This is a genomic window from Rhodococcus globerulus NBRC 14531 (genome assembly GCF_001894805.1).
GTDB classification, from domain to species: domain Bacteria; phylum Actinomycetota; class Actinomycetes; order Mycobacteriales; family Mycobacteriaceae; genus Rhodococcus_F; species Rhodococcus_F globerula.
Genome location: NZ_BCWX01000001.1, coordinates 814,098 through 828,439 on the forward strand (window position 1 = coordinate 814,098; position 14,342 = coordinate 828,439).

The window sequence follows — 14,342 nt, forward strand, 5'->3', positions numbered from 1 at the left end:
CTGTTCGGTTCACTCCGTGATGGCCCGAGCGAGCGCGCGGGCGGAGAAGTTCACGAAATGCTCGGGTGTGATTTCTTTGGCGACGTTGATGACGATGGTGTCCGACAGGCCTTTGAGTCCGGAGAGCACAAGATGGATGAGCGCGGGGTCTTCGATCAACCGGCTGCCTTCGGCTGCAGCAGATTCGGTGAGCGCTCGAATCAATGCCGAGTTGAAGACCGCAACTGATGCGTGAAGTTCCCGCATGCTGTCGCGGTCGGATCCGGCCATTCCCTCGATGTCGCGCCACGTGGTGGTGAGTCTGCCGACTCGCGCCCAATGCCGCGCGAATTCGGGAATCATGGACTCGAGTAGCGGCGTCAGTCCTTGCTCGCGGGGGAGCGAGCTCACGAAGTCCGCCATTTCCAGTTGGCTCTCGCTGAGCAGGGCGGCAAAGATGTCCTGCTTGTCGACGAAGTACTGGTAGATCAGGCCGGTGCTGGTTCCCGATCGTTTTGCCACCGCGCGAATAGTGAGCGCGGAGTAGCCGCCTTCGTCGAGGAGTGCGATCGCCGCGTCCAAGGTGCGGCGTCGGCGCGCTTCGGCGTCGCCGTAGATCGAGTTAGTGCTGGTACTGCTCATTTGATCACCGTAGTCGGGACAGGCCGCAACCTCAATTGCAAATGAACGTCGTTCATTCTTGACCATAGGGTTTGCTGTTCAGTGATACCAATCACAGAAAGAACATTGTTCGAAATAGAATGAACATCGTTCATTCTGGTGCTACGCTATGGCGCAGACCACATCGAGACCAGTGCGTAGCGCTGGACACTCTGCGGTCGGCCTGACGTTTCTTCCCGTATCCATCGGGAGGTCTACACAGTTGTGGAGTACCTATGACACGCACCAACGATGAACGCGCGGCGATCGAGATCGCCGCTGCGGCTGGAGAACTTCTGCTCGAACACCGGAAATCCCTCGGTGCGAACGACGTCGATGCCGCGACTTTCAAGGACGCTGCCGATCGGCTCAGTCACGACTTCATCGTCGCCGAACTTGCCCGACGCTTCCCCGCGGATGCGGTGCTGTCGGAGGAAGGCGCTGACGACCTCGCGAGGTTGAATGCGGATCGGGTGTGGATCGTCGACCCGCTCGACGGCACCCGCGAATACGGAGAAGCCGGCCGATCGGATTGGGCCGTGCATGTCGCACTGACCGAAAACGGTGTCCTCACAACAGGTGCGGTCGCGATGCCTGCCCTCGGCGTCACCTATGCAAGTAGTGATGATCGAACCGATCGCGGCGCTACGACGCCGGTACGCGTCGTCGTGTCGCGGACGCGGCGTCCGGAACCGGTCATGCGAATGGCTGACTCGATGGGCGCGGAGCTGATCGAGATGGGCTCTGCCGGCGCCAAAGCGATGGCGGTTGTATCCGGAGAAGCAGATATCTATGCACATGCGGGTGGGCAGTACGAGTGGGATTCGGCGGCCCCTGTTGCCGTCGCACGCGCTGCGGGACTGCATGTTTCGCGTATCGACGGCAGCGAACTTCGCTACAACCAGGAAAACCCGTGGCTGCCGGATCTGCTGATCTGCCGACCTGAACTCGCCCCGAAAGCACTGGAGGAACTGGGCCGATGACCACGACACTGACGCACCTCGAACGACTCGAAGCCGAGAGCATTCACATCATGCGTGAAGCTGCCTCGCAGAGCGAGAACCCGGTGATGCTGTACTCGGTGGGCAAGGACTCCGCCGTGATGCTGCATCTGGCACGCAAGGCGTTCTACCCGTCGAAGCTGCCGTTTCCGCTGCTGCACGTCGACACCACGTGGAAGTTCCGCGAAATGTACAAACTTCGTGACAGTACCGCTGCTGCAGGCGATCTCGATCTGATCGTCTACACCAATCCGGACTGCGTCAGGCAGGGGATCAACCCGTTCACTCACGGCTCGGCCGTCCATACCGACATGTGGAAAACCGAAGGCCTCAAACAAGCCCTCGATCACTACAAGTTCGACGCGGCGTTCGGCGGCGCCCGCCGTGACGAAGAAAAATCCCGCGCCAAGGAACGGATCTTCTCGATCCGATCGGCAGCGCACCGCTGGGATCCGAAGCAGCAGCGACCGGAGCTGTGGCGGATGTACAACGTCCGCAAAGCGCCGGGTGAAAGCCTGCGCGTCTTCCCGCTCTCGAACTGGACCGAACTGGATGTGTGGGAATACATACGCCAGGAAGAGATTCCGATCGTTCCGCTGTATTTCGCCGACAAGCGTCCCGTCGTCGAACGTGACGGCGCCCTGATCATGGTCGACGACGACCGGATGCCCTTGTTGCCGGGAGAAACTCCGGAACTCAAGAGCGTCCGTTTCCGTACTCTCGGCTGCTATCCGCTGACCGGTGCCGTCGAATCGACCGCCACCAGCTTGACCGAGATCATCTCGGAAATGTTGCTCACCACCACCTCCGAACGCCAGGGACGGGTCATCGACCACGACTCGAGTGCGTCGATGGAAAAGAAGAAGCAAGAAGGGTACTTCTGATGACTGTTTCCTCGGATCTGATCGCCGACGACATCGAGGCATACCTCGAGCGCCACGCGAACAAGAGCATGCTGCGATTCATCACGTGCGGCAGCGTCGACGACGGCAAGAGCACCTTGATCGGCCGTCTGCTCTACGAATCGAAACTCGTCTTCGACGATCAGCTGACGGCACTCGAAGCGGATTCGCGCAAGAGCGGCACCCAGGGTGAAGGGCTCGATTTTGCGCTCCTCGTCGACGGTCTCGCAGCCGAACGTGAGCAGGGCATCACTATCGACGTCGCCTACCGCTACTTCACGACAGAACGTCGCAAGTTCGTTGTTGCCGATACTCCCGGGCACGAGCAGTACACCCGAAACATGGTGACCGGCGCATCGACAGCCGATCTCGCGGTGATCCTTGTCGACTCACGCAAAGGCATCCTGACGCAGACGCGTCGGCACTCGTATCTTGTGTCGTTACTCGGGATCAAGCACGTGGTGCTTGCGGTCAACAAACTCGACCTCGTCGACTACTCGCAGGAGGTCTTCGACGCCATCACCACGGACTACACGAGCTTCGCTCACGAGATCGGTCTCGACGGGTTTGTCGCCATTCCGATGTCGGCATACAAGGGCGACAATCTCACCGAGCGCAGCGCGAATACCCCGTGGTACTCCGGGCCCAGCCTGATCGAACATCTAGAATCCGTGGACATCGACGATGCCGCCGCCTCGGCTCCGTTCCGGATGCCGGTGCAGTGGGTCAACCGGCCGGACCTCGACTTTCGGGGATTCTCGGGCCAGATCGTCTCCGGGACAGTCTCTCCCGGTGATCCGATCCGCGTGCTCCCCAGTGGAAAGACGTCCACTGTCGAGCGCATCGTGACGATGGGCGGCGACCTCGATGTGGCCGGTGCGGGCCGCTCGGTCACCATCACACTCACCGACGAGATCGACATCAGCCGCGGCGACGTGCTGTCCATCGGTGACAATCCGCCGGCCGTCGCTGACCAGTTCGAGGCCCATATCGTGTGGATGGGCGAGGCGCCCATGCTGCCCGAACGGCCGTTCCTGTGCCAGATCGGTACCGTCACGGTCACTGCGCGCATCACGAAACCGAAACACAAGATCAACGTCAACACACTCGAAAAGACCGCAACGACAACCCTCGAGCTCAACGAAATCGGTGTGTGCAACATCAGTTTCGATCGCGCGGTCCCGTTCGACCCCTACACGGGAAACCGTGACACCGGCAGCTTCATCCTCATCGATCGCCTCACCAACGGCACAGTCGGTGCCGGCATGATCACGCACTCGCTGCGCCGATCCGACAACATTCACTGGCAATCCGTCGACGTGGACGAGGCCGCGCACACCAGGCTCAAGGGACATAAACCCGCCGTTCTGTGGTTCACCGGGCTCTCCGGTTCGGGGAAGTCGACCATCGCCAACGACGTCGAGCGCCAACTGCACGCTCTCGGCGCACACACCTATCTCCTCGACGGAGACAATGTCCGTCACGGTTTGAATCGAGACCTCGGGTTCACCGAAGCCGACCGCGTCGAGAACATCCGCCGCGTCACCGAAGTGACCCGCCTGATGGCGGACGCCGGCCTGATCGTTCTCGCGTCGTTCATTTCGCCGTTCGAGGCCGAGCGTCATGCGGCCCGTGAATTGATCGGGGACAGCCAGTTCGTCGAGATCTTCATCGATACCGCTCTTGCCGTCGCAGAGGAGCGAGATCCCAAGGGGCTGTACAAGAAGGCTCGACGTGGGGAGTTGGTGAACTTCACCGGCATCGACTCACCGTACGAAGCGCCGCAGAGTCCCGATATTCACATCGACACCAGTGTCACGACGACCGAGGATGCTGCGAGCGTCATTGTCGACTATCTCCGCGCCCGCGGAACCATTTCTTGACCCGCCTGAACATGAGGAGCCTTCATGCCTGACAGGGCTGAAATCATTTCTGTCGTAGAAGATTACGTCAAGTATCTCGGAAGTCACGATGTTGACAATCTGGTTGCGCTGTTTGCCGCCGACGCCGTTCAACACGAACCGTTGGGTGTCAAGACCTATCGCGGGGTCGACGAGATTCGCGCATTCGACACGGCAAACGCGCAGGTCGACTTCACAGTCAGCCTGCTCGGTCCGATTTCGGTGACGGGAAAGTACGCAGCAATGCAGCTTCGGGTGCAGCGCGTCGGTATGGCCGACTTCGCTGCCTCCGACCTGTTCGAGTTCGACGACAACTGCAAGATCGTCTCGTTGAGTGTGGTTCTCGATCCGCAGGCACTGTGTTGAGCGCTCAGGGCCTGCTGGCCGGCAAAGTAGTCGTGGTCTCGGGAGTCGGCCCGGCGCTTGGTCGTTCGATCGCAGTGCAGAGTGCGGCGGCCGGTGCGAAGGTTGTTCTGGCCGCCCGCACGTCCGAGCGTTTGGAATCGGTGGCAACCGAGATCCGTGATCGCGGCGGAATCGCTTTGGCGGTACCGACGGATCTCACCGACGTCGATTCGATTGCGTCGCTGGCGCAGACTGCCGTTGCTGAGTTCGGTGCCGTGGATTGCCTTGTGAACAATGCCTTTGTCCAACCGGCGCAGGTCCCATTGCTTGAAGCCGACATGGCTTCCATCCAGTCGGGCATCGACATCAACTTGCTTGCGGCGTTGAACGTCACACGCGCATTGGTGCCGGCATTGACCGAGGCGCAGGGGTCCGTCGTGATGGTCACGTCCATGGTGCTGCGCAATCAGCTTCCCGGGTTCGGGGCATACCGCGTGATGAAAGCCGGACTTCTGGCAATGGCCCGCAGTCTGTCGATCGACCTCGGTCCCAAGGGGATTCGAGTCAACTCCGTTGCCCCCGGCTATATCTGGGCGGACTCGGTCAAGAACATGTTCGAGAAGAAGGCTGCGGCCACCGGAGTCGACCCCAAGGTCATTTACGACGAGATCGCAGCGGGCGCCGATCTGCGCCGGCTACCAGAACCCGATGACATTGCCAACGCTGTCGTCTTCCTCCTGTCCGATTCGGCCAGGGCCATCGCCGGGCAATGTCTCGACGTCAACTGCGGTCACACGCACCACTGATCAACTCATACAAGACCGATCAATTCTCAAAGGACGTGTCATGACACAGGATTACGACGGCATTGGTTCCATCGAGGACTTGCACCAGGCTGCGCGCGAGGTGGCCGGTTACGAAGATTTCGGCAGTGACGGTTACCTCGATGGCCTTCGAGTTCTGCTCGAGTCGTTCCAGCAGGAAGCCGACCTCACTCCGCACGGCAAGGTGATTGCTCGCAAGATGATCATCGGAGCGCTCGCGGGACGACTGACCAGCGAGGCCGGATTCGCGAAATACCCCGAGCACGTCGATGTTCCGATCGAGCGTCCGATCTTCGTAGTCGGGTTGACTCGGACCGGCAGCACCGCGCTACACCGGTTGCTGGGCGCTGACCCGGCGCATCAGGGTGCCGAGATGTGGCTTGCCGAGACGCCGCAGCCGCGCCCGGAGCGCGACAAGTGGTCGGAGAACGAAGATTACGTTCGCTCAGACGCTTTCTACCGAGCCCGTCAGCGCAACGAGGCTGACCTGATGAAGGTGCATTTCATGGGGGCGGAGGAGGTCGAGGAATGTTGGCGCCTGCTGCAGCAGACGATGCTCTCGACCGCGTTCGAGACCGTTGCGTACGTACCGAGTTACACCCGGTGGCTGGCGAAGCAGGACTGGACCGAAACGTATGCGCGGCACAAGAAGAACCTGCAGCTGATCGGGCTGCACGATTCGGATCGACGATGGGTGCTCAAGAGTCCGAGCCACGTCTTCGCGATCGACGAGATCATGTCGGTCTATCCGGATGCGTTGTTCGTTCGCACATTCCGGGACCCGCTGACATCGATGGCGTCCACTTTCAGCCTTGCGGAGCAGGGCGGACACGATATGTCGAAGGCCTTCGACCGTCCGGCCATCGGACGCACCCAACTCGACCTGTGGGCGCGCGGTAACGCGAACTTCAACAATGCCCGTACCCGTTACAACTCCGATCAGTTCATCGACGTCGACTACAAGGACTTCATCTCCGATGCGGTCGGCACTGTCGAGAAGATCTACGCGCAGTTCGACCTGCCCTTCACGGACGAGGCTCGGGCCGCGGTGGATGCGTCGCATCAGGCGAGCCTCGCAGAACACCGTCGTCCGTCACACCGCTATTCGCTCGAGGAGTTCGGCGTGAGCGCCGCCGACGTCGAAGCGAAGTTCGCCGCCAGCTGATTGCTCGAAAAATCTACTAGAACAAGGAGACTCATATGAACGCTACTTGGGAAAAGTTCTGCGCAGATCTGCTCGAGGTCGGGAAGGTCCTGGAGGACGAGATCGTTCCTCAGGATCCGCTGACGCAGGCCGAGGGCGTCCGCTACCTGAGTCGGTTGCTCCGCTACGGCACAATCAACTGTGTCGAGTACACCGATCCGCGGTGGCCGCAGTTCACGTCCGCACCGAACCCGAACATGATGACGAAGATCGGTGCCGACAACCCGGACAACGTCTACATGCGCGCCAACATCTCCGGTAAGTACAGCTACCGGATCATCGGCAGCCGGGGCACGGTTCCGCTGATCACGTTCGGTTCACGCATCAATCGGTACCACATCGACGGCACGATGCTGCAGACCGGCGACCTGCACATCCACGACCTCGAGGTTGACGAGAACGGCCGTTTCGAGTTCATCGCGAGCGTGGACAAGCCGGCGGAAGGTGCCTGGCTGCCGCTGGCGGCCGACAGCAATCTCATCTCCGTTCGACAGACGTATCGGGATCGACGCAACGAGGTACCCGGTGAGCTGAGCATCGAGTGCCTGAACCCGGACGGCGACTTCGAGCCGCTGAGTCCGGAAGAGTTGGGCGTGCGCCTGAGCAAGTCGGTCGGGATCGTGAAGGGGATGGCGGAGACCTTCCTCGAATGGTCGCGCAAATTCCAACCGCACACCAACGAGATCTTCGACTGGGGACAGGACTACTTCCAGAACGCCGGCGGCGATCCGACGATCTTCTACTTGCACGGGTACTGGAAGCTCGCCGAGGACGAGGCGTGGGTCATCGAGACCGAAGTTCCGAACTGCGAGTACTTCAACTTCGTGCTGCAGAACTTCTGGGTGGAGTCGCTCGACTACAACCGGACGAACATCTACATCAACAACCACACTGCAAAGCTCAACGACGACGGAACCCTGACAATCGTGGTGGCGGCAAAGGATCCGGGTTACGGCAACTGGATCAACACCGATTCGCACGCGGAGGGGACCTGGGCGATGCGCTGGATCAAGGCGGACTCCCACCCGATTCCGACGTCGAAGGTAATCAAGCTCTAAGGCAGGCAGACTCACTCGGTCCTGTGTGAACAGTCGTACTACGTGGTCATATCGGCCGCGTAGTACGACGTTCGCCGCGCGGGATAATGTCACTGGTTCATCTTCAGCAGGGGAATCGTATGCACACCACAGTAATTCGGTCCACTACCCGCCTGGTTGCGCTCGGTATTGCCGGCGCGCTTCTGTTGACCGGCTGCGCGTCGAGTAGCGGCGACTCCTCGGATGCGAATCCCCAGACGCGCAGTGGTGCAGCTGGGTACGTCGGCGCACAGGACGCCGGGGAGCCGATCGGCGGGGGTGCTCTCACCTTCGGGTCCTATTCGTTCCCTTCCTCGCTGGATCCCACCAAAACTCAGGCTGCCGGCTCGACCGGCGGGACCGAAATGGCCGCAATCTACGACACGCTTGTGCGCAGCGACTCCGCAAGCGGGAGCTTCGTGCCACAGCTGGCGAAGTCGCTGACGAATAATGCCGACTTCACCGCGTACACGGTCACCCTGCCCGAGGGCTTGACCTTCAGCGACGGAAGCCCGCTCAACGCGGAAGCCGTGAGATGGAGCATCGATCGATTTGTGGCGGGCAAGGGGGATGTATCGCAGTCTTGGCTGAACATTGTGGAGCGGGTCGATACGCCGAACGAGACCACGATCGAGTTTGTGCTCAAACGGCCGTGGCGTCAATTTCCGGCACTGTTGTCGCTCGGCCCCGGAATGATCGTTGCGCGAAGTTCCGACGCAGGGGGAGCGTTCACTCCGATCGGGGCCGGGCCGTTCACCTTGGCCAAGTTCGCGCCGCACGAAGAGTTGATACTTGCCGCGCGCCCGGACTATCAGGGAGGTAAACCTCCGCTGGACACGGTGCGTTTTGTTCCCACCTCTGGCGCCCAGGCTCAGTACGAATCGCTGAAGAGCGGTCAGATCGACATGACGTACATCCTTCGCGACGAGGCCGTAATCAAACGCGCTCTCGACGACGGATACTCCGGCTACCTCAGTCCCACCGGTCAGAACGGGATCGGCACGATCAACAACCGCGAGGGCAGGCCAGGAGCCGACGTCCGCGTCCGCCAGGCAATCGCGTACGGGGTGGACCCGGAAGCCGTCAATACACGTGCGAACAACGGATTAGGCACTGCCAGTTCCGAACTGGTACCGGTGTCGTCGCGGTGGTTCAACAACACCGAAGGCATACCGTTCGATTCGTCGAAGGCAAAGACCCTGCTCGATCAGGCGAAAGCAGACGGATACGACGGCAAGCTCCGCTACCTCACGACCTCGGAACCCGGCCAACAGGCCACCGCATTGACGGTGCAGGCGTCGCTGAAAGCCATCGGTTTCGACGTCACCATCGACTACGCAACCGACGTCACGGATCTTGTTCGCAGGGTGTACAAAGACCACGATTTTGACATGACCAGGGGCGGCGCTCCGGTCGGGGAGGAAGCGCCATACATCAATTTGTACAACAGTATGGCCAGTGATTCGAAGAACAATCCTTCCGGTTTTGCAGATCCGGAAATGGACACGCTGATCACAGCCGTGCAGACTGCGCCCACCGACGACGCTGTCCGCGACGCCATCAGCAAGGTGCAGGATTACGCCAACGTAAGCGTGCCTTACGTAATCTGGGGCCCGGCAGCGGTATTGACGGCCTGGGACGACAACATTCACGGCGTCACACGCAACATCACGGATATCATGTTCTTCGACGAAGCCTGGATCTCACCGAAGTAAGTTGACTGCGCGAGACGATCCTGATGGACGTCCCGGTCATCAGGATCAGTCGAGTGATTGCCTGCTGCAAGGCAATACGGTCAGGTCTGACATGTCAGTCGACTAGCGATGAAAATGGTGGAACGATGAAGTGGTCGTTGGCGGGCGCGATGATCGACGCTCTGGAACTGTGCGAGTTGGCCCAGGTTACGGAAGAGGCGGGCTTCGACGGTATCGCAATGCCGGATTCCGTGTTCTATCCGGAGCAGGTGTCGGCGCCATATCCGTACACCGCTGACGGCAAGCGGATGTGGGCCCCCGAGACACCGATGCCCGATCCTTTCATAGCGATGACGGCAATGGCTGCGGTGACGTCTCGAATTCAGTTTTACACCAATGTATTCAAGCTTCCGCTCCGTGATCCGTTGTTGACGGCCAAGCAGGTTTCGACCATGGCGGTGATGTCGGGAAACCGCATCGCGATCGGCGTCGGGTTGTCGTGGATTCCTGAGGAGTTCACCTTCACCGGGACCGAGATGCGTACCCGTGGCGCGCGGACCGACGAAGCGATCGAGATCATCAAGGCCGTATGTGCCGGCCGTGGCCCGCAGTGGGTTGAATACCACGGCAAACACTACGATTTCGATGCTCTGATGATCAGTCCGGCTCCGGAGACTCCCGTTCCGATCTACATCGGTGGGCACAGCGAACCGGGATTGCGCCGCGCCGCGAGGCTGGCTGACGGGTGGATGTCGGTGAACACCACCAAAGCTGAATTAGCCTCTGCCATCGACCGTCTGACGAAGTTGCGGGCCGAGTTCGGCCGTGCCGACGTCCCCTTCGAGATCAACGTCTCGCCCACCGACGTACGCGACATCGATGGATACCGCGAACTCGAGGAGTTGGGCGTCACGGAAATCAGAGTGTCGCCGTGGTATCGCTACGGCGTAGACCCCGGAGATCGTCAGGGAAGACTCGACTCGATTCGACAATTTGCCGACGAGGTCATTTCCCAGTACTGATCTTCTCAGTACTGATCTATCAGCGTCTGCATCGCCCGGCCGTAGAGTTTTGCCACCTTGTCCCGATCTGCGGTCGGCGCGATGCTCTCGGTGCTGAGCGCGCTCAGCAACCCCGACACCTGGGCGGAGACGAGCAGTGCCCGGGTGTAGGCGTCGTCGCCCGGTAAACGGGCGGCGAGGTTGGTGGCAAATGTGCTTGTCATTTCCCTCAATCGTCCGCGGATGCGGGGGCTGTCGGATGCGCGTGTCAGCGCCGTGAACACCGACAGCATTCGGGCGTCTGCCTTGCCGAGGAGAAACGATGCGATCTGCTCGCCGAGTGTGTCGAGCGGACCGTCGAACTGGCCCTCGAAGTAATCCTCGACCGGTGTGGTTTCCAGGAACAGTGCTTCCTTGGATCCGAAGTGTCGGATGACCAGTGCCGGATCGACACCGGCAACCTTCGCGATGGCCCGAACGGATGTGCCACCGAACCCGTGCTCGCCGAACAGTTGGAATGCTGCGGCGCGAATCGCCTCGGGCGTCGAGGGATGATCCGGCTCTGGCGTCTGTCCACTGGGTGTCACGCTATCGACCTCTGTGCTCGCTCTCACGCCGACCTCGTTGTCAACGCTGTTGACTCTATCGTGTCAACGGTGTTGACTGTTGAGTCTGTCAACGGTGTTGACAGCTAGATGCGGTTAGCGAAAAGAGTGTGAAATATGACAGATACCGACGTCAGGGTCCCGAGCGAAGCGGCGAAGGCGATTGAGCCACCCACAAATTGGAAGATGGTGGGCGGCGGACTCGCGTTTCCGCTTTTCTTCGTCATCATGTTCTGCCTGTGCTACGTCAGCGCCTTCCACTCGCCGATGCCGAACAACGCGCCGATCGTGGTGGTGGGACCAGCGTCGGTGACCGCGCCCTTGATCGACGGAATCGAAAAAACGTCCGGCGGCAAATTCGACATCGTTGCCACGGATAACACAGCCGATGCGATCGCTCGGATCGGCAACCGTGACGCCATCGGCGCCATCGAAATCGGTGACACCGTGACCGCGCACATTGCAACCGGTGCCGGTGCCTCCACGGTGTCGGTAGTGACGGGACTGGCCCATTCCATCGCGGATCAGACGGGGCAACAGGTGACCTCGGTGGACTCGGCTCCGGTCACCGCGCGTGATTCCTCGACCGTCGGACTGTTCTACTTCCTGATCGTCTGCACCCTCGGTGGTTACCTGACCATGACTGTGCTCAGTCAGGTCGCGCCGAGAATGCGACTGAGAGAGCAATATTCGATTCTCGCCGGCGCGGCAATCCTCACCCCGCTCATCGCGTTCGGGATCACCAGCATCTTCATGCATGCATTTGGCGCGTCGTTCGGTGAGATCCTGCAACTGCTGGGGATTTCGATGGTCTACACCTTCACCGTGGGTGCAGTGTGCATTCTGCTCAATAAACTGCTGGGTCAAGCCGCGATCTTTGCGGTGTTGACGGTACTGGTCTTCATCAACTTTCCGAGTTCGGGCGGCGCTATTCCGGTGTCGTTCCTGCCGGGGTTCTGGCAGCACATTCATTCGTTCTGGCTCGGATCGGCGGCCATGGAGCCCATTCGGTCCGTCATCTACTTCGACGGCAACGGCGCCGGCCCGCACCTGATCGTTCTGGGTGTCTGGTTGGTTGCTGCTCTCGGGTTGACCGGCCTGGTCGCGTCCCGTCAGTCGAAGAAGGCAGCAGCGCAATAAAATTGGTGGGGCCGGATGCTCCCGGCCCCACCAGATTTCTACTTCAGTCGTACTGCGTCCGTGCCGTCACCGTCCAGCATCGCCGAACCCAGCAGAGATTCCGGGATTCCGAACCCGTCGATCAAGGTTGCGACATGCGGGCGCAGAGTGCGGCAGCGTTCGTTGATGCCGCGGGTGACGGCCTTCGAGCGCTCGACCGACAGATGCCGGTGCTCCATGAACCAGGCTTTGTCTGCTTCGATGACGGAGAGCGCGTAAAGGTCGCACACCTCGCCGAGAAGATCTTTTGCTGTCTCGTCCTCACACGAATCGATGCCGGCAACAAAGGCTTCCAGGATGACGCGCTCGATGTGCGCCTGCGCGGCTTTCAGCACGTGGTCCTGCACGAAGTTGAAGGCGTCGAACGGATTCTCCTCCCTCTTCTGTGCGGCCTGCAATCTCCGTGCGGCAGTGGAAAGCAGGTACTCTTCGCGGTCCTCGAACATCTTCATCTGAGTGCCGCGATTGAAGAGGCTGCCGTCCTCCTCGTTGTCCTGCCGAGTGTCGACAATCGTCTGCAGAATCTGTTGGGCCGCAGTACGCTTCTTGACCACATCGGAGACCGTCGTAGCGGCGAAACGCATCCAGTCGACCGGGCTCATGCCGCGAACTTCGTCGGCGTAGGAGGTGAGCAGTTCCTTGGCGACCAACTGTGTCAGCACATGGTTGTCGCCCTCGAAAGTTGTGAAGACGTCGGTGTCGGCTTTCAATGCGGTGAGACGGTTCTCCGCGAGATAGCCTGCGCCGCCGCAGGCTTCGCGTGCCTCCTGAATGGCGCGAGTGGCATGCCACGTGTTGGCGGCCTTGAGTCCGGCGGCGCGACCCTCGAGTTCACGCTGCTCCTGAGGGTCAGGGTTCTCGCTGCTCTGGATGTCATGCATCGCGGCCACCAGTTCGTTCTGTGCGAACTGCAATGCGTACGAGCGGGCGATCAGCGGCAGCAGGCGCTTCTGATGGACGAGGTAGTCCATGATCAGGACTTCATTGTCACTCTTGGGGGCGCTGAATTGCCTGCGCTGCAGGGCGTACCGACCCGCGATGGCCAAGCCGACACGTGCTGCCGCTGCTGCGGAACCGCCCACGGTGACGCGTCCGCGAACCAACGTGCCCACCATCGTGAAGAAGCGGCGGTTCGGGTTGTCGATTGCGGAACTGTACGTGCCGTCCTCGGCAACGTCGGCGTATCGATTGAGTAGGTTGTCGCGAGGGATACGCACGTGATCGAACATGATGCGCCCGTTGTCGACTCCGGGCAGTCCGCCCTTGAAGCCGCAATCCGACGTCGTGACGCCAGGAAGGTCGTTTCCGGCGGCATCGCGGATCGGAACGACGAAGCAGTGCACGCCCTGGCTTTCGCCTCCGGTGATGAGTTGCGCGAACACTGCTGCGACGGTGGCATGTTCAGCGGCCCCGCCGATGTAGTCCTTACGTGAGGACGGAGTGGGGGAGTCGATGACGAATTCGCCGGTGGCCGCGTCGTAGGTCGCGGTGGTCTCGAGTTCCTGGACATCGCTGCCATGACCGGTTTCGGTCATGGCAAAACACCCGAGAAGTTCCAGGTCGATGAGGGGTTTGACGTAAGCCTGGTGGTGTCGTTCGGTGCCGAGGTTCTCGATGGCTCCGCCGAACAGTCCCCACTGGACGCCGGCCTTGACCATGAGAGACAAGTCGGACATTGCGAGCATTTCGATACTGGTGACGGCGCCGCCCGCATCTCCGGTTCCGCCGTGCGCTACCGCGAAACCGTTTGCGGCATAACCGAGATCGGCAAGAACTCGCATCTGTTCGAGGGTCTTGGAGCGGGCGATGGCGAGATTCGGAGTGAAATGCGGAGCAAAACGCTCGTCGGACAGTTCGCCGCGAACTCGCTCCCGCACCTCCCGCCAGCGTCCGTCGAGAGTATTCCTGAGGTGGTCCGCTGTGGTGGCCATGGGATCGACCCTAGCGCGAGGGTGCGACCTGTCAGCAGTT

13 protein-coding genes are annotated in these 14,342 nt (G+C 60.7%); 10 read left to right on the top strand and 3 right to left on the bottom strand.

All coding sequences use genetic code 11. From position 1 onward, the window contains the following. Positions 1-9: 9 nt before the first annotated feature. Positions 10-621, bottom strand: a complete 612-nt coding sequence (locus RG2_RS03600; RefSeq protein ID WP_033235777.1) for a TetR/AcrR family transcriptional regulator — start codon at positions 619-621, stop codon at positions 10-12. A gap of 254 nt (positions 622-875) precedes the next feature. Here RG2_RS03600 and RG2_RS03605 point away from each other — a divergent pair, with 254 nt between their 5' ends. The 9 genes from RG2_RS03605 to RG2_RS03645 all read left to right on the top strand — a co-directional run bounded on the left by RG2_RS03605 (position 876) and on the right by RG2_RS03645 (position 10,608). Continuing rightward, positions 876-1,622 carry a 3'(2'),5'-bisphosphate nucleotidase CysQ gene (locus tag RG2_RS03605; protein WP_033235482.1) on the top strand — a complete coding sequence of 249 codons (747 nt, stop codon included), beginning with the start codon at positions 876-878 and terminating at the stop codon, positions 1,620-1,622. Further along, on the top strand, positions 1,619-2,524 hold the full coding sequence (gene cysD, locus RG2_RS03610) for a sulfate adenylyltransferase subunit CysD (protein WP_033235481.1): 906 nt from the start codon (positions 1,619-1,621) through the stop codon (positions 2,522-2,524). The genes RG2_RS03605 and cysD overlap by 4 nt, the downstream gene beginning before the upstream one ends. Beyond that, positions 2,524-4,425, top strand: coding sequence for a sulfate adenylyltransferase subunit CysN (gene cysN / locus RG2_RS03615; RefSeq protein WP_033235480.1), 1,902 nt, complete (start codon positions 2,524-2,526; stop codon positions 4,423-4,425). The genes cysD and cysN overlap by 1 nt, the downstream gene beginning before the upstream one ends. 24 nt (positions 4,426-4,449) lie before the next feature. Further along, entirely contained in the window at positions 4,450-4,809 is a 360-nt protein-coding gene (locus RG2_RS03620; protein WP_033235479.1) for a nuclear transport factor 2 family protein, read from the top strand. Further along, positions 4,803-5,594, top strand: a complete 792-nt coding sequence (locus RG2_RS03625; RefSeq protein ID WP_033235478.1) for an SDR family oxidoreductase — start codon at positions 4,803-4,805, stop codon at positions 5,592-5,594. The genes RG2_RS03620 and RG2_RS03625 overlap by 7 nt, the downstream gene beginning before the upstream one ends. Before the next feature lie 40 nt (positions 5,595-5,634). Beyond that, the gene (locus RG2_RS03630) at positions 5,635-6,777 is read left to right on the top strand and encodes a sulfotransferase family protein (protein WP_033235477.1); all 1,143 of its coding nucleotides are present in this window, start codon (positions 5,635-5,637) and stop codon (positions 6,775-6,777) included. 35 nt (positions 6,778-6,812) lie between these two features. Continuing rightward, on the top strand, positions 6,813-7,874 hold the full coding sequence (locus tag RG2_RS03635; protein WP_033235476.1) for a DUF1214 domain-containing protein: 1,062 nt from the start codon (positions 6,813-6,815) through the stop codon (positions 7,872-7,874). A 119-nt stretch (positions 7,875-7,993) separates the two neighbouring features. Beyond that, complete coding sequence (locus tag RG2_RS03640; protein WP_033235776.1) at positions 7,994-9,607, top strand: ABC transporter substrate-binding protein; 1,614 nt, start codon at positions 7,994-7,996, stop codon at positions 9,605-9,607. Positions 9,608-9,732: 125 nt separating this feature from the next. Continuing rightward, a complete protein-coding gene (locus RG2_RS03645; protein WP_033235475.1) occupies positions 9,733-10,608 on the top strand; it encodes a TIGR03619 family F420-dependent LLM class oxidoreductase in 876 nt (291 codons plus the stop codon). A gap of 5 nt (positions 10,609-10,613) precedes the next feature. Here the strand turns inward: RG2_RS03645 and RG2_RS03650 are convergent, their stop codons facing one another. Beyond that, on the bottom strand, positions 10,614-11,174 hold the full coding sequence (locus tag RG2_RS03650; RefSeq protein WP_033235474.1) for a TetR/AcrR family transcriptional regulator: 561 nt from the start codon (positions 11,172-11,174) through the stop codon (positions 10,614-10,616). 135 nt (positions 11,175-11,309) lie between these two features. On the opposite strand from RG2_RS03650, the gene RG2_RS03655 reads away from it, so the two are divergent. Next, positions 11,310-12,332 (top strand): ABC transporter permease, encoded by a 1,023-nt coding sequence (locus tag RG2_RS03655; protein WP_033235473.1) that lies wholly within the window; start codon positions 11,310-11,312, stop codon positions 12,330-12,332. Between the two features lie 38 nt (positions 12,333-12,370). Here RG2_RS03655 and RG2_RS03660 read toward each other — a convergent pair whose 3' ends face one another. Then, positions 12,371-14,302, bottom strand: coding sequence for an acyl-CoA dehydrogenase family protein (locus RG2_RS03660; RefSeq protein WP_033235472.1), 1,932 nt, complete (start codon positions 14,300-14,302; stop codon positions 12,371-12,373). Positions 14,303-14,342: the final 40 nt, after the last annotated feature.

Excerpts from the sequence above, each read along its gene's own strand:
- RG2_RS03600 (WP_033235777.1), bottom strand. The coding sequence starts at position 621 with ATGAGCAGTACCAGCACTAACTCGATCTACGGCGACGCCGAAGCGCGC.
- RG2_RS03605 (WP_033235482.1), top strand. The coding sequence starts at position 876 with ATGACACGCACCAACGATGAACGCGCGGCGATCGAGATCGCCGCTGCG.
- cysD (WP_033235481.1), top strand. The coding sequence starts at position 1,619 with ATGACCACGACACTGACGCACCTCGAACGACTCGAAGCCGAGAGCATT.
- cysN (WP_033235480.1), top strand. The coding sequence starts at position 2,524 with ATGACTGTTTCCTCGGATCTGATCGCCGACGACATCGAGGCATACCTC.
- RG2_RS03620 (WP_033235479.1), top strand. The coding sequence starts at position 4,450 with ATGCCTGACAGGGCTGAAATCATTTCTGTCGTAGAAGATTACGTCAAG.
- RG2_RS03630 (WP_033235477.1), top strand. The coding sequence starts at position 5,635 with ATGACACAGGATTACGACGGCATTGGTTCCATCGAGGACTTGCACCAG.
- RG2_RS03635 (WP_033235476.1), top strand. The coding sequence starts at position 6,813 with ATGAACGCTACTTGGGAAAAGTTCTGCGCAGATCTGCTCGAGGTCGGG.
- RG2_RS03640 (WP_033235776.1), top strand. The coding sequence starts at position 7,994 with ATGCACACCACAGTAATTCGGTCCACTACCCGCCTGGTTGCGCTCGGT.
- RG2_RS03645 (WP_033235475.1), top strand. The coding sequence starts at position 9,733 with ATGAAGTGGTCGTTGGCGGGCGCGATGATCGACGCTCTGGAACTGTGC.
- RG2_RS03655 (WP_033235473.1), top strand. The coding sequence starts at position 11,310 with ATGACAGATACCGACGTCAGGGTCCCGAGCGAAGCGGCGAAGGCGATT.
- RG2_RS03660 (WP_033235472.1), bottom strand. The coding sequence starts at position 14,302 with ATGGCCACCACAGCGGACCACCTCAGGAATACTCTCGACGGACGCTGG.